Consider the following 23,148-nt stretch of genomic DNA (forward strand, 5'->3'; position numbering starts at 1 on the left):
GGATATACCACTCTCTAGCCGACTGATTCAGTGCCCAGTAAGAGCCCCGCGACACACCAGAAGCGCACGCACGGAACACAGCACGCGGGAAGATGGGCGTACGGCAGCGAAGGGCAGGGGGAAAACTTGAACAGAGACAGCATGCTTGGCGTGGCAGCGGTGACGTTCACTTCAATCCTGTGGGGTACGACGGGGACCGCGGCCAGCTTCGCACCGGCTGTCGGCCCTCTCGCCATCGGCGCGGCGGCTTTGGGCATCGGCGGGATACTTCAGGGCGTCATCGCCATCCCCAGCCTTATCAGCCAGCGCGAACTGCTGCGTACCAACTGGAAGACGGTGGTTCTCGGCGCGCTCGCAGTCGGCCTCTACCCGTTGGCCTTCTACAGCTCCATGAGGCTCGCCGGCGTGGCCGTGGGGTCGGTGATCTCGTTGGCGACCGCTCCCCTGTTCTCGGGCATGCTTGAACGCATCATCGAACGACGCCCGCTGAGCAGAACCTGGATGTTGGCGGCGGCGCTCGGCATCCTGGGAAGCGTGCTGCTGTGCGTCTCCGACCTCACCAGCGGGGCGCACAATGCGCACAATGCGCACAGTGCCGGCTCGGCAGTCATTCCCGGCATTCTTCTCGCCCTCGTCGCAGGAGCGACCTACGCCAGCTATTCATGGGCGGTCAAGCATCTGCTCACCAAAGGATTGCCTCGTCCGGCCGCGATGGGTTCAGTATTCGCGCTCGGCGGAGTACTGCTTATGCCAGTACTGTTCCTGACCGGCGGCCCTATTCTGGCGAGTCGCAATTCACTGCTGGTGGCTGCGTACATGGCGCTCATTCCCATGTTTCTCGGCTATCTGCTGTTCGGCTATGGGCTTGCCCGGCTGGAGGCCAGCACCGCCACCACCATCACGCAGCTCGAACCCGCCGTAGCCTCCGTCCTCGCGGTTCTGGTCGTCGGTGAGCGACTCCCGATTCTTGGCTGGGTGGGAGTGTCATTGTTCGCAGTGGTGCTGATCTTGGTCATGCGAAGCTCGAGTACGCAACGCATGCCTTCCTGAGGATGTTGTTCGCTCCTTCGCGCATGGCCGAAAACGTATGCAAACGCTGGCGTCCCATGCGATGCGGGCTACGATGGGGTGAACTCGAATGCAGCGGGCCTGACTGTGGCATGATGCGGCAATGCACAAGGGAATTGAGAGCTTGGATTCCTGCGTTGCACGACCAACCACAATAAGCCTGCTGCACGAATCAACCACTCAACTGTGCAAGCCAGCAAGGCAAGCCAACAACACAATCACACAAAGGAAGCATGACATGACCGCAATCGCTGTTATCGGAGCCAATGGACGCGCCGGAAGCCGCATCGTCGACGAAGCGCTGAACCGTGGCTTTGACGTCACTGCCATAGTGCGCGGCGAGAATCGCACACGCGCCAGCAAGACCATCGTCAAGGACCTTTTCGAGCTTGAGGCTGAGGATATTGCCGGCTTCGACGCGGTCGTGGACGCCTTTGGCGTGTTCGATCCGAATAAACTATCCGAGCACTCCACTTCGCTCGCCCATCTTGCCGATATCCTGTCCGGCTCGCCGGTCCGACTGCTTGTCGTGGGCGGCGCGGGCAGCCTGTACACCAATACCGAGCACACCGCGCAGCTCAGCGATGGCTTCCCCGAGGACATCAAGCCGGTGCCGCTCGCCATGGGCAAGTCGCTGGATGAGCTGCGGCAGCACGACGACGTGCGCTGGACCTACCTCAGCCCGGCCGCCGATTTCCAGGCCGATGGCGAGCGCACTGGCGCGTACACCCTCGCAGGCGAGAACTACAGCACCGACGCGAACGGCATCAGCGCGATCAGCTACGCGGACTACGCCATCGCCGTGGTTGACGAGATCGAGCACGGCTCCCATATCGGCGAGCGCATCTCCGTGCGCTGGTAGGACGAAACGTTGCGTTTACGGCGTCACCATTGCCGCTACGGCCTTGGTATAAGTCCGCAGACGCTGCACACGCTGTGGCCCGAAGCGAAAAATCAGGCTATCTCCGTTATGTGAGGCGTTAACTTGACCTTGCGGAGGTCCATCTGCGTTGTGTGAGGCGCTAATTCCTTGGCACTCCAAATATCGCTGGCCGAAAATGGCGGCTTTGGAACGCCTGATACTCAGGTCTTCTCGAAATAGCGCCTCACACAACGCAGATGGACCTCCGCAAGGTCAAGTTAACGCCTCACATAACGGAGATAGCCGTACAAACCTGAAAAACAACCATTGCGGAACGCGCAGCATCGTCTATGCATCCATTTTCTGCGCGCCGCCCGATGCGGCCTTGCCATTGCTCTGCGCTGTTGCAGAATTGGAGACCGTGCCTCTAGCGTCCGAGCCGCTCAATTCGTATGACTCCCCTGTTCCATCCAACGGAGCGTCATCCGGCTGAGTGCCATCCAGCTTGCCCGGCCGGAATGCATCCTTCGCCGCTGCCATATGCTCGGCCTCTCCTGCGATCATCGTGCGCATATCCTCATTGATGCGGGCGAACAGCCGTATGCCGCTGCGCGTCTTGAACCCATACTGATGACGGGCCTGGGCGATGAAGGCCGCGCAATACATGATCACCTGCGCCATGAGATTGAACCAGAGCAGCACGCCGATGATGGCTGCGAACGGTGCCAGCAGCGGATTCGTAGCCGCCCCGGCGATGAGTCGGCCGCCGAGCAGCTGCATCACCGAAAAGGCAAGCGCGCCGATCATAGACCCTAGCAGGATGAAGCGCCCACGGCTGATGTGGGCCACCACGCGCATCAGCACGACGAACAGCATGAGATTGAGCACGAAACCGCTCAGGAAGCCGACCAGGTCAAGCAGCAGCCAGCTCGCAAAGGAATCCGTGGGCGCACCGACGAGCTGCAGGCCAGCGCGGACTACCCCGCCGGAGACTGCGCCCGCGACGGTTGACATAATCAGCAGCAGAAACACGAGCAGCATGCCCAGGCTGTCGCGCAGCTTCGTCCTGATGACATCCGAGGAGCTATCCTCTCCGTCAAACATGGCATGCACGGCGCTGCGCAGCGAGTCCATCCACCCGGTGATGCTCCACCAGAATGATACGAGTGTCACCAGGCCCGTCCAGGTCAGCGTGGTGGAGATTCTGCCGAGCGCATTCGTGGATTCCAGCGTGTGCGCCAATCCGGGCACCAGATTGCCGACGACAGCAATCACCTTGTCTTGTAATCCGCCGCTGCCCGACACCACGAGACCGAGCAGGCTGAACAGGGTCCAGAGGCCGGCAAAGAATGCGAATAGCAGACCGTATGCCAAGCCATTGGCAAGCAGCCCTCCCCGGCGCGAAGAGTAGCGCCCGATCATGCCGCCGAGCAGCGAACGATTCCACACGCCAAGCAGGGCATCGATGAGTTCTCTGATTCGCTTCATATACCGACTATACGCGGGCGGCAAAGCGCAAGCCTGATTCGCTCACCGCTAGGAGGAGAGCACAGCCGTGCAGCACAGTCGTACAAGTAGTGAAATCATGCGGCAACCAATCAGGCTTCCTGAACCTATTGAACCTGCTGAACCTGCGGCGGCACTGGCTCGGCATCCTGCGCCTGCTGCAACCGGCGCTGCAAGCGTCGGTCGTACAGCCGTGCAGAGGGGACAACGAACATCAGGATGGCCGCGAAAATCGAGCCGATGCCTGAAATCGTGAACAGCCACTGCACGCCGACCGCGTCCGCCAACGGGCCTGCGAACAGCAGCCCGACCGGGCCGGCAAGTCCTGAGAAGGCCATGGTGACGCCGAAGATGCGGCCCAGCTCCTGTGGAGGGAAGGACTGCTGAATCATCGCCATCGACAGCGCCATAGGGAATGCAACAGCCAGGCCTGCGAAGGCGTTAAGCACCGTGAACATAACGAATCCGGCCATGGTCGGCGGCAGAAAACCGCATACCGCGAATGCCACGCCAAGCACGGCTATCGAAGCGATAATTGCCGGCATGCGGTCCTTCCACACGCCGAATACGCCGATGAGCGCACCGCCAATCAGCGAACCGGCCGACCAGACCATCTCCACGATGCCCGCCTGGAATACGGTGCCTTTGAAATACCCCAGGGTCATGAGCGGATACAGGCTTCCGGCCGGCATGAACATGAGTGTGAACAACGAGCTGATGAGCAGCACCGACCACAAGCCGCGCACCGTGCCGATGCGCTTGAAGGCGAACACCACATCGGCGACTATCTGCGGCTTCTCGTCCACCTGCGCGATGTTGGAGGGAATCGCGATGAACATGAGCAAGCCGATGCCGAGCGCCGCGCCGAGCACATCCACCAGAATCAGCATATTGATCGGGATGAAGGCGTACAGCATCGCCCCCAACGCGGGCGAGACGATCATCGTGGCCGATTGCACCATGCCGAGCTGGCCGTTAATCTTGGTGATTTCCTCATCCGGCACGATGGTCGGCAGAATCGATTGAATCGTGGGCATCTGGAAGGCCTGTGCCAGCGAACGCACCAGCAGCGATACGAACACGAGCCATAGCGGAAAGCCGTGATTCAGCGTGCCGACCACCGAGAGCACCACGGCAAAGGCCGCCGCCACGACGTCCGGCACGATGAGCAGCGCCTTCTTGTTCCAGCGGTCGATGAAGGTGCCGATGAACGGACTGACCAGAATCATCGGCAGCATCGCCAACAGCGTGGCCATGCTCAGGATGGTCGCCGAGCCGGACTTCTGGGTGAGATACCAGATGATCGCGTACTGCACGATCATGGAGGTGATGCCCGTAGCGAACTGGCTGAACAGAAACAAGTAGCTGTTTCGTCGCCAGTTCAGGCCGATGGCCGGAGTGTTCCCTGTCATGGTGGGGCCTTTGCGATGTCGAAGGGGCAGTAGAACCATGATACGTGACGGCAGGCGACGAACTGATCAGCTATGAAAATTCGCATGCCTCACATCGCCATTGGCGTAACGCAATAGGTAGGCTTGAAAGCCTTCGGTATTCACGGGTTCATGAATGCGTGCCGATGCTGATATTCGCACCATCGATATACGCACCGCCGTCAACATGCATACTGTCAATATGCATAAAATCCTCAACCCGGTTCCATTTGACCGTGTATCCGGCTCCGTGCGCGCAGAATACGGAATCCGGCGTGTTGTCAAGATCGCTCTCCGGGTCGTAGCCCGCCTGCGCGATGACTTCGGCCTCGTTATGGCATGGCCGATAGCCTGCGAATACGCAGGTGATGCTGCCCTGCCCGTGACTGTAGGCGTTGAACTGGGCCGTGTAGTCGCGCATTTCGCTGACCGGCGCCTCGCCTTCCAGCACGGCGTAGTCGCCATCGGCCTGTGGCTCCTCGAAACTGCCGCTCATGCGCTGGATGTCAGCCATCGCACGACCCAGCAGATCCTGCGGCAGTTCGAGCCGGAAGCGATACCACGGTTCGAGCAAGCGGCACTGCTGTCTGCTGTTGGCTTTCATCAGTCCCTGACGCACGGCGCGGTAGGTGGCCTGGCGGAAATCGCCGCCCTCGGTGTGCTTGAGATGGCCGCGCCCGGTCAGGAGCGTAATGCGCATATCGGCAATCGGCGAGCCGGTTAGCACGCCCAGATGCTCACGTTCGCGCAGATGAGTCAGAATCAGCCGCTGCCAATTGCGGTCGAGCACATCCTCGCTGCATGAAGAGGCGAATTGCAGTCCACTGCCACGCGGCGCGGGTTCGAGCAGCAAATGCACTTCGGCATAATGGCGTAGCGGCTCGAAATGCCCCACGCCTTCCACAGGCTGCATGATGGTTTCGCGGTAGAGAATGCCGCCTGGACCGAAGCTGACGTCAAGCCCGAAACGGTCGTGCATAAGCTGCTGCACGACTTCGAGCTGCACCGCGCCCATGAGCTGCAGTTGGATCTCCTGCAGCCGCTCCTGCCAGCGCACATGCAGCATCGGGTCCTCGTCTTCGAGCGTGCGCAGGGCGACGAGTGCCTTATGCGTATCCGTTTCGCCGGGAATCACGGTGTATGTGAGCACAGGTTCGAGCACGGGAGCCTCAGCGTCCGGTTCGCAGCCCAGGCCTTCGCCGGGGAAGGTCTGCGTCAGCCCGGTGACCGCACATATCGAGCCGGCCTGCGCCACGTCGCTCAGCTCAAATTTGGCACCGGAATAGATGCGTATCTGGTCAGCTTTCTCATGCCACGGCTCGGCTTCAGGCGTCTGATTCATACGCTCTTCAGTAGCTTCGGGAGACGTGCGAGCGTTCGTCAGCATCGTTTTCACCGGCAGCGCTCCCCCGGTCACTTTGAGCCAGGTGAGCCGATTGCCTTGGTTCTCATGCGATATCTTATAGACTTTGGCACCGAAATCCTGCGGATAATTGGCTTGCTGCGTGTAGCGCTGCAGCCCGTCGAGCAGCGTATCAATGCCGTCGAGCTGCAAGGCCGAGCCAAAATAACATGGAAACAGCAGCCTACGCGCGATCATCGATTGCACTGTCGCGTCGCTCAGCGTCTCGCGGTCCAAGTACTCGTCCATCGCATGCTCGTCAAGTGTGGCGATGTCCTCGTATTGCGCGGCGAGCTCGTCCGGATTGTCGAAAGCCATGCAGTCATCGCTGCAATGCCGTCTGAACTGGGCGAGCATGGCGGCACGGTCAGCACCCGCAGCATCCATCTTGTTGACGAAGATAAAAGTCGGCACCTGGTAGCGTTCCAAAAGCCGCCATAAGGTCTGCGTGTAGCCTTGCACGCCATCGGTGGCGCTGACGACAAGAATCGCGTAGTCCAGCACGCCGAGCGTGCGTTCCATTTCGGCGGAGAAATCGACATGCCCGGGCGTGTCCAGCATGGTTATTGCAACATCATCATGCTGGATAATGGCCTGCTTCGAGAAAATCGTGATGCCGCGGCGCTTCTCCATCGCATCGGTGTCGAGAAAGGCGTCGCCGTGATCGACTCGTCCCAGCGAGCGCATCTGGCCGGAGCGATACAGCAGTCCCTCGCACAGCGTGGTCTTGCCGGCATCGACATGCGCCAGCACCCCTACTATCACATGTTTCATGCCATGCCTGTCATTATCGTTGTCTTTCAGATTGATGGTGGGATGTGCACTACGCATGTCGCGATTCACGTAGTGCGCACGAAACGAACATATAGGGTCTGGCAGTCCTGCCCAAAATGACGCAATCGCAAGGCTCGTGGGAAGGTCTGTACCACTAGGTGTGTGCGATTCGTGCACACTATGGAATGGGGAAGACGCGTAGTGCGCAGTAGCGGTAGCGTCCTTACGCCGCGCGACGCCGGGAGGCAGCCACGAGCTTGGGTTCGCTTACGCCCTTGACCGAAGCGGCGTCGACGATGGCCTGCTCGACGTCGTCCAGCTGAGGCAGACGGAACATCGTGGATTCGAGGGTTTTTTCGATAATCGAGCGCAGCCCGCGCGCGCCAGTCCCCTGTTGCATCGCCGTCTGGGCGATGGCCGTGATTGCCTCGTCGGTGAACGCCAGATCCACCGAGTCCTGCGCGAAGAGCTTGCGGTATTGCTTGGTCAGGGCGTTGGCCGGCTTGATGAGAATATCCTCAAGATCCTGCTCGGTCAGCTCTTCCAGCACGCTCACAACGGGCAGGCGCCCGATGAACTCAGGCAGCAGACCGAATTCAGACAGGTCGTCCGGCCCGGCCTGTGCGAGCAGCTCCCTTCGCGATATTTCGCGAGCACGCCACGAGGCGGAGAAGCCGCTTTCGTGCGTGCCTAGGCGCTGCTCCACGATGTCGTCAAGGCCGACGAATGCGCCGCCGCAGATGAACAGTATGCCGCTGGTGTCCAGCTGCACCGTGTCCTGGTCGCGGTGCTTGCGCGTGCCCTCCAACGGCACCGAGGCAATCGTGCCTTCGAGAATCTTCAGCAGCGCCTGCTGCACGCCTTCGCCGCTTACATCACGGGTGATCGAGGTGTTCTCGCCGCTTTTGCGCGCGATCTTGTCGATTTCGTCAATGTACACAATGCCATGCTGCGCGCGGTCCACGTCGCCGTCAGCTGCCTGCAAAAGCCGCTGCAGCACCGTTTCGACGTCGTCGCCGACGTAGCCGGCCTCAGTCAGCGTCGTGGCATCGGTGATGACGAAGGGCACGTTCATCACGCGCGCCAAAGTCTGCGCCAAGTAGGTTTTGCCTACGCCTGTGGGTCCCATGAGCAGGATGTTGGATTTCGCCACTTTGACATCGCGCAACGGATCGATGGCATCCGCATTCGAGCGCGCATTGCGATCGGAGAGCTGGTTCGCGGCCTCGCGCAGCTCCATGTTGACACGCTTGTAATGATTGTAGACCGCGACCGACAGTGTGCGCTTGGCCGCAGCCTGACCGATGACGTATGTATCGAGATAGTCGTAGATCTGCGCGGGCTTGGGCAGTTTCAGCACGCTGACATCGGCGTCGCGCTGGCGTTCCTCGGAGATGATATCGACGCACAGCGCGATGCACTCGTCGCAGATGGCCGCGCTGGGGCCGGTCACGAGCTTGCGCACCTGGCGTTCCGTCTTGCCGCAGAAGGTGCAGCGAGGCGCATCCTCGTTGTAGCTGATCACGCGTCCCATACGTCGCTCCTTGAAACTTATTCTCTCGGTCGCATTCGGCCCGTCCACCTGCGGCATGCACATCACGTAGCAAACGCCACATCACATATCGCATACGCACATCTGCATCACACGGCAGAGAGCCACTTACGACGATACCCCCGGCAGCAGCCTGTCGGGGGCATCGGATTGTGGAGATTACTGGGATACTGGGCGGGGGCGGACAGATTGCTAGGCGACGATACGTGCCGAAATCCCTGCCGCGCCCGCACTTCTCGAACTACTGCTTGCGCTATCTACTGCTTGCGCGAAGCAAGCACTTCGTCGACGATGCCGTATTCCTTGGCTTCCGGAGCCGTGAGGAAGGTGTCCACTTCGATGTCCCGGCGGATCTTCTCGACCTCCTGGCCGGTGTGCTTGGCGAGCGTGTCTTCCAGCCATTCGCGCATGCGTAGCATCTCCTTGGCCTGGATCTCGATCTCGGTGGCCTTGCCGAAGCCCTGATCGATGGCCGGCTGATGGATCAGCACGCGGGCGTTAGGCAGGATGAGCCGCTTGCCCTTGGTGCCGGCCGCGAGCAGGATGGCGGCTGCGGAGGCGGCCTGCCCCAGGCACACGGTCTGCACGTCGGGCTGGATGTATTGCATGGTGTCGTAAATCGCGGTCATCGCAGTCATGGAGCCGCCGGGCGAGTTGATGTACATCATCACGTCGCGGTTCGGATCCTGGCTTTCCAGCACCAGCAGCTGCGCCATGATGTCGTCGCATGAGGTGTCGTCCACCTGCACGCCCATGAAGATGATGCGATCCTCGAACAGCTTGGTGTACGGGTCCTGCGTCTTCATGCCGTACGGCGTCTTCTCGCTGAACTGCGGCAGGATGTAGCGATCCTGCGCTTGCAATCCGCTTATTCCACGCGGCCCGGCCAAACGCTCGGCGCGGGATATGAATTGTGCCTCCTGTGAAGCCATGTCACTCCCCTTCCTTGCCGGACTTGTCGGCGCTCATGGTTTCCGACGTGGTCACCAGCTTGTCGATGAAGCCGTATTCCAGCGCCTCCTGCGCGGTGAACCAGTGATCGTACTCGTTGTCGCGGTAGATCTCCTCGATCGTATGCCCGGTCTGTTCCGCGGTGAGCTCGGCCATGGTCTTCTTCATATCCATGATGAGCTCGGCGTTGATGCGCACATCGGTGGCAGTGCCGCCGATGCCGCCCGAAGGCTGATGCATGAGCACGCGCGCATGCGATGTGAGGAAGCGCTTGCCTTTGGTGCCGGAGCTCAGCAGGAACTGCCCCATCGAAGCGCACATGCCCAGGCCTACGGTCGCCACATCCGGCGCAATGAGCTGCATGGTGTCGTAGACGGCCATGCCTGCAGTGATGGAACCGCCAGGCGAATTGATGTACAGCCAGATATCCCGCTTGGGGTCCTCGGCGGCGAGCATGAGCATCTGCGCGCAGATGACGTTCGCGTTCTCATCCTTGACCTCGTCACCAAGCCAGATAATGCGTTCTCTGAGCAGTCTGTTGAAAATCGGGTCCGTGATGGACGGCGCATCGCCCTCTTGCATTGCGGGCGATGATGTCAGAAAATCTGCCACCAATATCTCCTTGATCGTGCGTTTTCGTATATAACGCGTTTCGTACCGTTAGAACAATACCGCCTTTAAGCGACGGCCTGCTTCGTTTTGCGCTCACTGCGAGAAAAGGCGGCATTGCAACGTTTCAGCACCCAGCGCGAGACGACCACAGCAGCCGCCGAAGCCAGCGCGACCGGCACGAAATACGATATCGGGGCCGCGCACAGCTCCATCACCAGGCACATCGCCATCAGCGGAGCCTGCTGCGAGGCCGAAAGCAGCGCCGCAGCGCCGACCAGCGCGCATGCCGCAATAGGAATCGAAGCCCCGGGGAATGCGAGCATCCACAGCAGGCCAAGCAGCGCGCCGGCTATGGCACCCAGCGCGATGCCCGGCTGCAGCACGCCGCCCGACGCGCCGGAACGTATCGTAATCAGCGTGACCAGCGCCTTGGCAATCAGCGATATAGTCAGCACAACGAGCGTCACGACGAGCGGCTGGCCTACTGAAGTACCGAATAGCGACAGCCCTTGGCCCTTGGCAAGGTTGGAAATAAGCGAAACATCGAAGGACAACTGTGCCGAGGCACGGCCGTTGCCCATCACCTGCGGAATCCAGATCGCCACGACGCCGGTGAGCAGCGCCGCCGCAGGCATCTTCCACAGAATGCCGGCGTCGTTGCGCGGCCCCTTCTCGGCCCACTGCGATCCCAAGCGGAACAGGGCTCCAAGCGCCCCGAAAACCACGCCGCCCACCAGCGCGAACAGCATCAGGGTCGGCGTGTTCTCGTGCAAGAGCCCTGGAAGATGGTAGAAGACCTTCTGCCCCTTGATGAGCGAAGCCACGTAAGCCGCCGTCGCCGACATACCGAGCGAGACCGCGACCTTTTCCAGCGTAACATCAGCGAGCAGAATCTCGACGGTGAAGAACAGCCCGGCGAGCGGCGCATCGTAGACGCCGGCCAGACCTGCGCCCGCGCACACCGCCACCAGCATGCGCTTATCAGCACCGGTGAAGCCGATCACGCCGCTGAAGCGCTGGCCGAGCATCGCGCCGAATTCGCGCGGGGCGACCTCGCGGCCTATCGACGAGCCGGAGCCGACAATGAGAATCTGCAGCAGCACATGCACCGTGGTCTGCCACACCGGCATCGTCTCGCCGTTCACGGCCTTCTTCACCGAAGGCACGCGCGTGCTTTTCGTACGCAGCAGCCACCAGATGGTCGCTGCGATAAGCGAACCGCCGACGACGCCCGCTATGCGCCGCAGCGCCGGAACCGTGAACGGCCCTGGCAGCGAGCTGCTTTCGGTGTAGCCGAACGCGAGGTATTCCACGCCGTAGAGCATCTGCGAAAGCAGACCGGCAGCTATGCCAATCGCCATGCCGAGCGTCAGCACCGCCACGATGAGTCTGGCGGTTCTCGTGCGCGTGGAATTGACGTCTGCCATCATCGCTCCTTGACGTAGGGATTCGAGTGTTATCAGTATGTTGTTGTAAGTACCCTGTGTTGGGAGTGTCGTACATGCCTCAGGAATGGCGGTTTCGACACCGCCGCCGTTCTGCCCAGCAATCAGCATGCCCAGCAATCAGCATGGGCATAAGAATACGGCCCGAAACCTTACGCAAGGTTTCGGGCCGTAGCATTCACAATGTGCGAGGTGCCTGACGCCTCAGCCATGCATCAGCGCCGCAAGCCGCACATCAACGCGGGGCGCTCACTCGCTGTCTGCGGCGGCGTCGATGTTGGAGAGCTCGTCGGCGACGGCTGCGGCTGCGGAAGCCGCCTCGACGCTTTCAGATTCCTCTTCCTGCGCCTCTTCGCCGAGGAAGGCGCTCAGGTCGAGCGTCTCGCCTTCGGAGGTGAAGGTGACGGCGCGCATGCCGGCAAGCAGGCCCTTGGAGCGGCCGACTTCCTGCACGGCGGAGCCGAGCTGGCCATTGTTGACGATCGCGTTGATGAATTCGCTGGGATCCATGCCGTACTGCTGGGCGATGGAGGCCAGGAAATTGGTCACATCGGCCTGGGAGACCTGGACCTCAAGCTTCTCGGCGAGCGCATCGAGCACCATCTGATCGCGCAGTTCCTTCTCGGCGCTCTCCTCGGCTTCCTTCTTCTGCTCGTCGGTGGCCTTCTCCGGATCGCCGGACACGCCCTTGAGATGCTCTTCGACCGTCTGCGCCTTGACGCCCTTGGGCACCGGAATCTCGGCGCCCTCTTCGAGCTTGGCGATGAACACGTCGCGCGCCTCGGTGGCCTGGCGGCCCTCGGCATCCTTCTCACTGGTCTTGCGGATGTCGGCCTTGAGCTCGTCAAGCGTGTCGAATTCGGAGGCATCCTGCGCGAAGTCGTCATCAAGCTCGGGCAGCTCTTCGGTCTTGACCGAGTTGACCTTGACCTTGACCTGTGCCTTCTCGCCTTCGTGGTCGCCCGCTTCAAGCGCGCCTTCGAAGGTGGTCTCCTCGCCTGCGGACAGGCCGTCGAGTGCTTCGTCAAGCCCGTCGAGCATGGTGTTGGAGCCCAGCTCGTAGCTCACGCCCTCCTGGGAATCGGCGACTTCGCCATCGATCGTCGCTTCGAGATCGATGTTCGCGTAATCGCCCTTGGCCGCCGGGCGGTCCACGCCCACGAGCGTGCCGAAGCGCTGACGCAGCGCCTCAAGACGCTTGTCGATGTCCTCGTCGGTGATTTCCGGCTTGGCGACCTCAAGCTGCAAGCCTTCCAGCTCGGGCAGCTCGATGTCGGGGCGACGCTCCACGGTGGCGACGAACTTGAGCTTGGTCTCGTCCTTCGCGGAGGCCGGAACCTCCTGCACGTCGAACTCAGGCTGGGCCATCGGGCGAATCTTCTTCTCCTCAAGCGCCTTGGAGTACAGATCGGGAACGGCGGCATTCACCGCTTCCCCGGCCACCGAGGCGAAGCCGATGCGCTGGTCGATGATTTTGCCGGGAACGTGTCCCTTGCGGAAGCCAGGCACGTTGACCTGCTTGGCGATTTCCTTGCGGGCATCATCAAGATAGGGGTCGAACTCTTCCTGGTCGACGGTGACGGTGAGCTTCACCTTGGTGGGCTCGAGATTCCTGACGCTGATTTTCACGCTTGCGCTCCTGAACTACGGTATGCAACTATTTCTGCCATAAGGCAACCGTTATATGATAACGCGACTCAGGGACTCGGCCACAAGCCTGATCTGCCACCCTCTGGCACCTTGCTCCGCGAGGAATTGCGCCACATCGCGGCGCTGCGGCTCATCGGTCCAGCACAGGTTGCGCACGATCTGCGGCTTCACGATCATTTCGGCGGGCGTGCGCGTGTCTTCGGCGATGGAGTTCAGCGTCTTGCGCGCGGCCTGCAGATGGCGGAAGCGTTCAGGATGGCGCGTGGACCACAGCTTCATCGATCTTGGCGCGTTGCCCTGCGTGTCCGGCGATGGGACCGGCATGGTCGGCCATTGCTCCTCGGGCAGCTCAAGCGCCTGCTGTATGACGCCCTTCCATACGGAGGGCTTCACTTCGCGCTGAATCGGCGCATAGCGTTCGAACATCTTGTCCTGTTCGCCGCCGGTATGCACGCGCACGCGCTCGTTGAGCGCACGCACGGCCCTGAATTCCTTGGCATTATGCGGCTTGCGTCGTGCGGCTTCGATAATCGCCGAGTCGGACAGCAGCAGCGTTGGCGCGATGTCATAATATCTGGCAAGTCTGTCGCGTTCCTCCCATAGCGCCTTCGCCACCGCCTGGCCCTGACCGTCATGATTCAGCGCGGTGATATGCGAGATGCGCAGCCACGGCACCGGATGCGGCTTGCGCGGCGTCATGCCTTTGGCTAACGCATGAGCGAATTCCTCTTCGGCCCATTCGACCTTGCCCTGCCGCTGCAGATCCTTGCGTATCGCTGTTTCCAGCTCGATGAGCAGCTCGACATCGAGCGCCGCATAGTTGCGCCAGTCCCTCGGCAGCGGACGGTACGACCAGTCTGCAGCGGAATGCTCCTTCGCCAGCGTCAACCCTAGATAATGCTCGGTGACTGCGGCCAGTCCGAAATGGCGCATGTTCAGCAGCCGCGCCGCTATCTCCGTGTCGAACAGGCGCTGGGGGCGCATGCCCAGATCGGCGAAGCCGGGAAGATCCTGCAGCGAATCATGCAGAATCCACGTCGCGTCGCCGACGGCGCTATTGAACTCGTTCCAATCAGCGCTGCTGTGGCCTAAAGCAATCGGGTCGAACAGCGCGATGCCGGCATCTGCGCGCCTGAACTGCACCAGCCAGTCCTCATGGCCGTAGCGAAATCCGGATGCGCGTTCCGCGTCGGCCGCCACAGACCCGTCGGCCGCGGCGAAACGCTCGCAGGCCTCGTGAAATCCCTCAAGCGTGTCGATGACGTCAGGAACTCCCCCGCGCGGTTCTGCCTGCAATCGTGGTTCGTCATCCAAGCGCGATTTCCTCCTCATTGCTGCTATTCCCAGTCTCCGCCGTGGACATGGAATGCAGGAGACCGGCCCACGCCTCGATATGCGTGCCGATCTCGTCGGCGATTTCCACGCCCGGCGCGCTGGCAGGCGACCACGATACACGCAGCTCACAACCAACCGCAGTGCGCTCAAGCATCTGCTCCGGAATTTGCTCCGGTCTGCTCGCTTCATGTGATTCAGCGGCTGCATTCAGTTCAGTCGACTCAGTCGGTTCAATTAGCTCAATTGACTCAAGCGGCTCATGCAGACCGAAGGACCGGTCCCGCGTCACACTGACGGTGCCCGAGGGCAAGCCAGTTGTCAGCGGCCCCAAGGCCATGCGCATCTCGTCCCAAACGATCTGCGCCGCCAGCTCGTCATTCACGCAGTCGTCATAGGGCACGCGGGCGTATGCCGTGCAGCGCCAGTGCGATTCCCATTGCGCATCCGGGTGCTGCGCGTACAACGCCATAATCCATCCCGAGGCACCAAGCGAGTCTTCGGAACGATCTTCGGAAGAATCTTCGGAGCAGCGCAGCGAAACGCCGATGCCGAAATCGGCCAACGAGCGCGGCACTTCGATCTCCCGGTATGCAATGCCGTCAAGGCGCCGCATCGCCATCACCGACAGCACCGCCGACCACACCGCATCGGGCACGCCAGCAGGACGGAACAGATCGGTTCGTTCACCAGCGTGCCGCGCGCCACTCATATGCCTGATGCCGCCCGTGCGCTCACAATCCTCGATACGCCCAATGTCCTCGATGCGCGGGGCGTCGGGGAACGCGTAAATATGATTCATGTCTCTAGGCTACGAAACCGCAGCGCCGCAACCCAGCATCGCCACGCACAAAGACACACGAATTATGCCGCACAGCCGGTTTTCACACCGTGAATTTAATACACCGTGAATCCGTGCGCCTCGAACTGCTTGACGACACGGTCCTTCAGCGCGGCAGACGGCCCCTTCTGATTCTCAAGCAGGTACGGGATGCGCAGCTCATGCCACTTCGGGCGGCCGAGCTGGTGGAAGGGCAGCACATCGATATGCTCCACTGCGTCGCCGAAGGTCTCGACAATGTTGGCGATGTTCTCGATGTTGTCTTCCGGGTCGGTCAGGCCGGGAATCAGCACGAAGCGCACCCAGATCTTCTTGCCACGCGCGGCCAGGCGCTGGCCGAACTTGATGGTCGGGGCCAGCGTGCCGCCGGTCAGCACCTTGTAGCGCTCCTCGTCGCCGGCTTTGACGTCAAGCAGGCACAGATCGATGTCGTCGATCATCTCGTCCGTGTAGTTCTTGTTGAGGAAGCCTGCGGTGTCGAGGCAGGTGTGCACGCCCATCTCCTTGGCTGCGCGGAAGACGCGCGAGACGAAGGCCGGCTGCATCATCGACTCGCCGCCGGAGAAGGTGATGCCGCCGCCGGTCGCCTTGAATAGGTCCGCGTAGCGCGCCACTTTGTTGATCATCGCGTCGAGGTAGACCGGCTGGCCGTCGCGCATCTTCCAGGTGTCGGGATTCTGGCAGAACTGGCAGCGCAGCGGGCATCCGCTCATGAACACGGTCATTCTGGTGCCCGGGCCGTCCACGGAAGTGTTGATATCCCAGGAATGCACGAAGCCGATGTCGCCGGTTTTCAGAGCTGCGATGCGGTCGTGGCGGTCAAGCCCGATAGGCGATTCGAACCCGGAGAGCCCGCCCATCAGCGTCTGGCGCGCATACTCGCGCGAGCCTTTGAGCATATGCGGCTTGGTGGTATGGAACGCGGTGTGGAATGCCTCATGGAATGTCGCTGTGTCAGACATCGTCGTCCTCCTTTGGATTCCCTGCGGATTGTAGCTCTGCCTCCATGATACTGAAAGCAGATGCATCAGCAGGCCGCGGCCGGTGTGCCGTCGGCAAAACATGACGTAGGTCACGCTTGTACGAGCCACTGAACCAATGTTCCGTGCAAGTGACGGAACGGAGGCCAGAATTATGGAGCCTGCCGTGCCTCAACGCTCAGGCAACATACGGCTACGGTCATGAAGTCATGAATAAGGGGCGCGGCCAGCAGCCACGCCCCTTACCTTGTTATGTTCTCGCTGGATTCCGTCTTAAACGCAATCCAGCGTTACCTCAGTACCGCTCAGTCGACGACGGAACCTTGGTGGAAGGTACGCGAGATCACGTCGAGCTGCTGTTCGCGGGTGAGCTTGACGAAGTTCACCGCGTAGCCGGAGACGCGCACGGTCAGGTGCGGGTACTTGTCCGGGTGCTCGACGGCGTCTTCCAGCTGCTCCTTGCGCAGGACGTTGATGTTCGCGTGGTACAGGCCGTGCCCGTTGCCGGCATCGAGGATGCCGACCAGGTTGTTCACGCGCTCATCCTCGTCGCGGCCAAGGCCGTCGGGGGTGATGGTGTTGGTCAGCGAGATGCCGTCCAGCGCGTCGTTGTAGTCGATCTTGCCGACCGAGAACATCGAGGGCAGCATGCCGTGGGCGTCCATGCCGTTCTCCGGGTTCGCGCCCGGGGCGTACGGCGTACCCTTCTTGTGCCCGGACGGGAAGGAACCGGTGTTGGTGCCGTACTCCACGTTCGAGGTGATAGTCAGGATGGACTGCGTCGGCACTGCGTCGCGGTACACCGGCAGGCGCTTGATTTGGCCCATGACGGTGCTCACGACCCAAGTCGCCAGCTTGTCGGCGCGATCGTCGTCGTTGCCGTAGACAGGGAAGTCGCCTTCGGTGCGGTAGCCGACCACCAGATCGTCCTCGGCGCCTTCGACGTACTCGGCCTCGTGGCCTTCAAGGTTCTTCGCGTCCTTGTTGTAGATCGGGTAGACCTTCGCATACTTCAGCGCGGCAAGCGAATCGGCCGCAATCGACAGGCCGGACATGCCGCAGCCCAGGGTGCGGTAGATCTCCTTGTCGTGCAGCGCCATCTCGATGGACTCGTAGGCGTACTTATCGTGCATGTAATGGATGATGTTCAGCGCTTCGACGTAGGTCTCCGAGAGCCACTGCAGGGCCTTCTCGTAGTTGTTCTTGACCTTCTCGAAGTCCAGCGTGCCGTCGGCCTCAGGTGCGATCGGCTCGATCACGCCCTTGTCGATGACCTGCATGCCGGTCATCTCGTCGCGGCCGCCGTTGATGGCGTACAGGAACGCCTTGGCGGAGTTGACGCGAGCACCGAAGAACTGCATCTGCTTGCCCACGCGCATCGGCGAGACGCAGCATGCGATGGCGGCGTCATCGCCCCAATGGGCGCGAATCTCCTTGTCGGACTCATACTGGATGGCCGAGGTGTCGATGGAGATGCGAGCGCAGAAGCGCTTGTAGCCTTCCGGCAGCTTCGGATCCCAGAAGATCGTGATGTTCGGCTCGGGGCCAGGTCCAAGATGCTCGAGCGTCAGCGTGTTGAGCAGGCGGAACGAGGTCTTGGTGACCATCGAACGCCCGTCGTCGCCGAAGCCCGCGTCGGACCAAGTGGCCCAGTACGGATCGCCGGAGAAGATCTTGTCGTAGTCCTTAGTGCGCAGGAAGCGCACGATGCGCAGCTTCATGACGATCTGGTCGATGATCTCCTGCGCGCCGGTCTCGTCAAGCGTGCCGTTCTTCAGATCGCGCTCGAAGAAGGCGTCGAAGAAGGCGGAGTTGCGGCCGAAGCTCATGGCCGCGCCATCCTGGCTCTTGACGGAGGCGAGGTAGCCCATGTAGGTCCACTGCACGGCTTCCTGCGCGTTCTGTGCGGGGCGGGTCAGATCCAGGCCGTACTCGTTGCCGAGGTTGACCAGCTGCTTGAGCGCCTTGAGCTGATCGGCATGCTCCTCGCGGAAGCGAATCCAATGCTCGATCTCCGGCTCGGTGAAGTCGTTGCGATATGGCACGGACTCCTTGTCGCGCTTCTTGAACGCGATGAGCTTGTTGACGCCGTAGAGCGCCACACGCCGGTAGTCGCCGATGATGCGGCCGCGGCCGTAGGCATCCGGCAGGCCGGTGAGAATCTTGTTGTGACGGGCGATCTTGATGTTCTTGGTGTAGACGCCGAAAACGCCGTCGTTGTGGGTCTTGCGGTAGGTGGTGAAGATCTTCCTGATCTCGGGGTCAGGCTCCTTGCCCGCTTCCATGATGGCCTGCTCGACCATGCGCCAGCCGCCATTCGGCATCATCGCGCGCTTGCAGGGCACATCGGTCTGCAGGCCGACAATCACATTGTCGCTCTCAGGGCCCTCGATGTAGCCGGCCGGGAACGCATCAATGCCGGCCGGAATGTGCGTGTCCACGTCGTAGACGCGCTGCTTGCGCTCGACGGCGAGGTAGTTGTCGTCAAGATACTTCCACAGATGCTTGGTCTTCTCCGTAGCGTCAGCCAGGAAGGACTCATCGCCGTCGTAAGGCGTGTAGTTCTTCTGGATGAAGTCGCGGACGTCAATGTCCTTCTGCCAGTTTCCGCCTGTAAAGCCATCCCAAGCCTTCGCTTGGAGTTCCTCAGGGGAGAGAGCGGTTTCGTCAACTGCTGTCATGGTCACTCCTTCGTGTTTTACTGCAACGCGATTGCACAGCTGTGCATCTGCGTTTTCCTTCATTGTATGCGTAGGGTATTAAGACCCGTCCGCGTTTCAACGTGAGCTATATCACATTCGTTGAGTGTCCACAAGGGGGCATTGCCGCGAATTTCTAACAGCCTCGAAAAACCGCTATTTTCTGCGGATCTAGCGTTGCTGCTCAACATAGAGCCAGCTTCCCTTTACGCCGATAAAAGAAAAACAATGCAAGCTCTTGACGAAACGGACACTATGTCGCAAAAAGCCTTGGTCTATAGCCGTTGGATCAGTTCGAAGCGCTCGCACACGACCACGGTGTCGTCGTCAAGACGAAAATCAGGGTCGTCAAGTTCGGCGATGAATTCAGGACTCGACCAGAAGCTTTCGTGCGCTTTGCGCCACTGCGCGACTGTACGGTACCCTTCTCCCTCGTTGATCGCGCGTTCGAGAGTTACATCGGCCAGCCGGCATATATACGCCGCCTCCTGACGCAGCACGCAGACGGGTTTGCCTTGCGAATCAATGGGGGCGGAAAGCGCACCGACTGGCGAAGGCTCGTCGCCATCCGTGAGATATTCGGCAAGCAGACTGGTCGTCGTGGTTTTGGATCCGTTGAGAATCGACGCAATAAGCTTGTCGCGCAGCGGACCAGGATAGGCGAATTCGTCGCGCGGCAGCGCGTCGACGTCGATGGTGCCGAGAGCGATACTTGCCCGTACGGCAACGGCTTGTGTGGTCTGCGATAGTTTCTCGCGGCGTTTCACAGGTGTCATTGCAGCAGCGTCATTTTTTCTCATCCCACTGATTCCACTGCCTGTCCTCGCTGTCCCATTCCCTGTTGCGCCGCCTGACGATATCCCAAGCGTGCAGCGCGTCCTCGCGCGAAGCATAAGGGCCCATGCGGTGCGATGAGGGCGAAATCATGCCCTGCTCGGGTTGCCCGGTGACCGTATTGAAATACCACTGCTGCTCGTCTGCCACGGCAGGCCTCCTTCGTGTCGATTCCTCTGCTGTATTGCTGTATAGTCTATGCGATTGTGTTGTGTGCGTTGTGTTTCAGGCCCGGTGCGGCGCGTTTGCCGCCTGTACCTGCTACTCCCGGAAGGCGTTGGTAATCGGCAGCCGACGATCGCGCCCGAAGGCGAGCGCCGTGACCTTGGGACCCAACGGGTATTGCCGACGCTTCCATTCCGCTCGGTCGACCAGACGCATCACCGTATCCACCGTCGTCTCATCGAAGCCGTCCGCCAGCAGGTCAGCGCGACCATGCGCATGCTCGATGTAGGCGGCGAGCACCTGATCGAGCAGCGCGTACTGCGGCAGGGAGTCGGAATCCTTCTGACCGGGGCGCAGCTCGGCGCTCGGCTCCTTCTCGATGCTGCTCACCGGGATGAGTACGCTCGGCACCGTCTTGGCAGACGCCGCAGCCTCATTGCCAACGACCGGCAGCATGCCAAGGCCAAGCCCATCCTGCGCCGCCTTGTTGCGCCAGCGCGAAAGATCCCACACCCGGGTTTTGAGCAGGTCCTTGATCGGCGCATATCCGCCGACTGCATCGCCATAAATCGTGGAATACCCGCAGGCCAGCTCCGACTTGTTGCCAGTGGCCAGGGCGAGCAGATTCCTGCTGTTCGAATACGCCATGACGATGACGCCGCGGATGCGCGCCTGCAGATTCTCCGCCGCGACGCCGCCCAAGGTGAGCTGCCGTTGGAAGGACTGGAACAATGGCTCGATGGCCTGCACTTCGTAATGGGCGCCGAGATTCTCGGCTAAGTCGGCGGCGTCATCCTTGGAGCCGTCGGAAGAGTATTGACTGGGCATGGAGATGCCGCACACGTTCTCGCCCCCGCAGGCGTCGGCAGCCATAGTGGCGACCAGCGCCGAGTCGATGCCGCCGGAGAGCCCCAGGCACACGCCGCTGAAGTGGTTCTTGGCCATGTAGTCTTTCAGGCCCAACACGCAGGCGCAGTAGACTTCCTCATCGCGCTCCATCTCGGCAGCTATGGTGCCGATTTGCTGACGCTCTGCCTGCTTGTCGAAATCGAAATAACTCAGATTCTCAACGAACATCGGCGAGCGCTCGAGCAGCGTGCCGTCCGCATCGACCACAAAGCTGCCGCCGTCGAAGACCAGATCATCCTGACCGCCGACCTGATTGAGATAGATCATCGGGGCATTGACCTCATGCGCCCGCCTGACTGCCAGATCATAGCGCGTATGGGTTTTGCCCTCCTCGTAGGGCGAGCCATTGATGGTCAGCAGCACGTCGATATGCTGCCCGGCAAGTTCATCGACCGGGCCGCCGTCCTGCCAGATATCCTCGCATATCGCCAATCCGACGCGCGTGCCATCGATGTCGAGCACGACGGAGCGCTGCCCGGAGGAGAAAATGCGGAACTCATCGAACACGCCGTAATTGGGCAGGAAATGCTTGTCGTAGCCGGCCCAGACCACGCCATCATGCAGCACCACGAGACGGTTGCGCGGCTTGTCGGATTCCGTATCAGTGCCGACCGTGCCCGCCACGACGTATAAGCCGCCCAAGCCGTCCGCCGCAAGCTGCCTGGCCATGGCGTTCGCCTTGTCCCATGCAGCCCTGCGGAAGGTGGCGCGGAAGGCAAGATCTTCAATCGGGTACCCGGTCAGCGACATCTCCGGAAAGACCACGACTTGGGCATGGTGTGCGGCAGCACGGCGCGAGTAGGCCATAATCGCCTCGGCGTTGGCGTCGAGGTCGCCTACGCGGGTGTCGATTTGGGCCAGAGCAAAACGCAATTGAGTCATGGCTTCATACTAGCGCCACCCGGTTCACAGGCGATTTGCGCAACTCATCCAACACCCGCAGCGCAGCATTCACATAGAACTCGGCGGCGGGCTGCAGCTCGCCGTCCAAGCCGACGAAGTGCGGGCTGTGCAATCCATAGTGTCCAGGCGCGCCGTTCGAGCCGATGAAGGCGAACAGGAGCCGGGTGCGCTGCGCGTATTCGCAGAAGTCCTCCCCCGCCATCGACGGACGAATCGGCTCAAGGCTCGCATATTGCGGCACATCCTGCGCCACGGCGGCAGCCAGCGCGGCGTCCGAAACTAGCGGATCGGCGAAATCATCCCATTCGACGTCAGCCTCGATGCCGTACGCTTCGGCCGTCGAAGCGATAATCTGTCGGAAGCGGCGTTCGACCAGCTGCCCGTCGTCCTTGTAGAAATACCGCGCAGTGCCGAGGAATCCCGCCTCAGCTGGCACCACATTCCATACGTCGCCGCCATGCACCTCGGTTATCGAGACGACCAGCGGATGGAAGGGCGTGGCATTGCGGCTCACGATGCTCTGCACCGACAGGATCATCGAGGCCAGCGCCTCGATTGGACCGGTGCCCATATGCGGGTAGCCGGCGTGCGTGCCCTGCGCGTGAAGGGTCACGGCGAATTTCACGCATCCAGCCATCATCGGTTCGGCCCCGACCGCGATCTGGCCGGGCAGATAGTCAGGGTTGTTATGCGTGCCGATTATCGCGTCGACGCCGTCGATGATCCCGGCATCGACCACAGCCTGCGCGCCCTGGCCGGTTTCCTCGGCCGGCTGGAACAGCAGCATGATGCGGCCCGCGATGTGCTCGCGATGCTCGGCCAGCCAGAACGCGGCGGCCAGCAGCGAGGTCATATGCAGATCATGCCCGCAGGCGTGCATCACGCCCTCGTTGTGTGAGGCGTAGTCCAGCCCGCTGCGCTCCGCGACGGGCAGCGCATCGATATCGGCGCGTAGGGCAATATATGGTCCTGGCTGTTCGCCTTCGATCAAGCCGATGACGCCGGTTTGCGACGGCAGCGGATTATCAAGGACCGCGATGCCGTGGCTGCGCAACTGCTCGGCGATGAATCGGCTTGTGCGCTCCTCGTGGAAGCCAAGCTCCGGGTCGACATGCAGATGCCGCCGGATGCCAATAAGCTCCGGTCCGATAGTCAGACGCTCAACCATATATCCTCATTCCTCGAATTGCCCCGGAGCGACGGGCGGATGCGTCGCGCTATGCCCCGTCTGTC

General features: G+C 61.2%; 18 protein-coding genes. 2 read left to right on the top strand and 16 right to left on the bottom strand.

Annotation, left to right across the window (positions count from 1 at the left end; translation table 11 throughout):
* Positions 1–126: 126 nt before the first annotated feature.
* Together DDF78_RS06130 and DDF78_RS06135 are read left to right on the top strand one after the other, a co-directional pair.
* On the top strand, positions 127–1,050 hold the full coding sequence (locus DDF78_RS06130) for a DMT family transporter (RefSeq protein WP_152580875.1): 924 nt from the start codon (positions 127–129) through the stop codon (positions 1,048–1,050).
* Positions 1,051–1,306: 256 nt separating this feature from the next.
* A complete protein-coding gene (locus DDF78_RS06135) occupies positions 1,307–1,930 on the top strand; it encodes an NAD(P)-dependent oxidoreductase (RefSeq protein WP_152580876.1) in 624 nt (207 codons plus the stop codon).
* Positions 1,931–2,278: 348 nt separating this feature from the next.
* On the opposite strand, the gene DDF78_RS06140 is transcribed toward DDF78_RS06135, so the two are convergent.
* From DDF78_RS06140 to DDF78_RS06215, 16 genes are all read right to left on the bottom strand, one after another.
* Positions 2,279–3,418: a YihY/virulence factor BrkB family protein gene (locus DDF78_RS06140; protein ID WP_237564577.1), complete on the bottom strand. Its 1,140-nt coding sequence runs from the start codon at positions 3,416–3,418 to the stop codon at positions 2,279–2,281.
* Positions 3,419–3,543: 125 nt separating this feature from the next.
* On the bottom strand, positions 3,544–4,848 hold the full coding sequence (locus DDF78_RS06145) for an MFS transporter (protein WP_152580877.1): 1,305 nt from the start codon (positions 4,846–4,848) through the stop codon (positions 3,544–3,546).
* 148 nt (positions 4,849–4,996) lie between these two features.
* Positions 4,997–7,042 (bottom strand): elongation factor G, encoded by a 2,046-nt coding sequence (locus tag DDF78_RS06150; protein ID WP_152580994.1) that lies wholly within the window; start codon positions 7,040–7,042, stop codon positions 4,997–4,999.
* A gap of 223 nt (positions 7,043–7,265) precedes the next feature.
* Positions 7,266–8,576 (bottom strand): ATP-dependent Clp protease ATP-binding subunit ClpX, encoded by a 1,311-nt coding sequence (gene clpX, locus DDF78_RS06155; protein ID WP_152580878.1) that lies wholly within the window; start codon positions 8,574–8,576, stop codon positions 7,266–7,268.
* 275 nt (positions 8,577–8,851) lie between these two features.
* Positions 8,852–9,526, bottom strand: a complete 675-nt coding sequence (locus DDF78_RS06160) for an ATP-dependent Clp protease proteolytic subunit (protein ID WP_152580879.1) — start codon at positions 9,524–9,526, stop codon at positions 8,852–8,854.
* 1 nt (position 9,527) lies between these two features.
* Positions 9,528–10,127: an ATP-dependent Clp protease proteolytic subunit gene (locus DDF78_RS06165; protein WP_162000745.1), complete on the bottom strand. Its 600-nt coding sequence runs from the start codon at positions 10,125–10,127 to the stop codon at positions 9,528–9,530.
* Positions 10,128–10,222: 95 nt separating this feature from the next.
* Positions 10,223–11,584: a chloride channel protein gene (locus DDF78_RS06170; RefSeq protein ID WP_152580881.1), complete on the bottom strand. Its 1,362-nt coding sequence runs from the start codon at positions 11,582–11,584 to the stop codon at positions 10,223–10,225.
* 267 nt (positions 11,585–11,851) lie between these two features.
* Positions 11,852–13,231 carry a trigger factor gene (gene tig / locus DDF78_RS06175; RefSeq protein WP_152580882.1) on the bottom strand — a complete coding sequence of 460 codons (1,380 nt, stop codon included), beginning with the start codon at positions 13,229–13,231 and terminating at the stop codon, positions 11,852–11,854.
* 51 nt (positions 13,232–13,282) lie between these two features.
* Positions 13,283–14,584 carry an HRDC domain-containing protein gene (locus tag DDF78_RS06180; protein ID WP_152580883.1) on the bottom strand — a complete coding sequence of 434 codons (1,302 nt, stop codon included), beginning with the start codon at positions 14,582–14,584 and terminating at the stop codon, positions 13,283–13,285.
* Complete coding sequence (locus DDF78_RS06185; RefSeq protein WP_152580884.1) at positions 14,559–15,386, bottom strand: DUF3000 family protein; 828 nt, start codon at positions 15,384–15,386, stop codon at positions 14,559–14,561. Before DDF78_RS06185 ends, DDF78_RS06180 begins: the two co-directional genes overlap by 26 nt.
* Before the next feature lie 95 nt (positions 15,387–15,481).
* Entirely contained in the window at positions 15,482–16,387 is a 906-nt protein-coding gene (pflA, locus tag DDF78_RS06190) for a pyruvate formate-lyase-activating protein (protein ID WP_152580885.1), read from the bottom strand.
* A gap of 323 nt (positions 16,388–16,710) precedes the next feature.
* Positions 16,711–19,086, bottom strand: coding sequence for a formate C-acetyltransferase (gene pflB / locus DDF78_RS06195; RefSeq protein ID WP_152580886.1), 2,376 nt, complete (start codon positions 19,084–19,086; stop codon positions 16,711–16,713).
* A gap of 293 nt (positions 19,087–19,379) precedes the next feature.
* Positions 19,380–19,880: an ASCH domain-containing protein gene (locus tag DDF78_RS06200; protein WP_152580887.1), complete on the bottom strand. Its 501-nt coding sequence runs from the start codon at positions 19,878–19,880 to the stop codon at positions 19,380–19,382.
* 10 nt (positions 19,881–19,890) lie between these two features.
* Complete coding sequence (locus DDF78_RS11975; protein ID WP_152580888.1) at positions 19,891–20,088, bottom strand: hypothetical protein; 198 nt, start codon at positions 20,086–20,088, stop codon at positions 19,891–19,893.
* A 111-nt stretch (positions 20,089–20,199) separates the two neighbouring features.
* A complete protein-coding gene (locus DDF78_RS06210) occupies positions 20,200–21,894 on the bottom strand; it encodes an NAD+ synthase (RefSeq protein WP_152580889.1) in 1,695 nt (564 codons plus the stop codon).
* Between the two features lie 4 nt (positions 21,895–21,898).
* Positions 21,899–23,083, bottom strand: coding sequence for a M20 metallopeptidase family protein (locus DDF78_RS06215; RefSeq protein ID WP_152580890.1), 1,185 nt, complete (start codon positions 23,081–23,083; stop codon positions 21,899–21,901).
* Positions 23,084–23,148 lie beyond the last annotated feature (65 nt).

The organism is Bifidobacterium tibiigranuli (assembly GCF_009371885.1).
Classification (GTDB): Bacteria; Actinomycetota; Actinomycetes; order Actinomycetales; family Bifidobacteriaceae; genus Bifidobacterium; species Bifidobacterium tibiigranuli.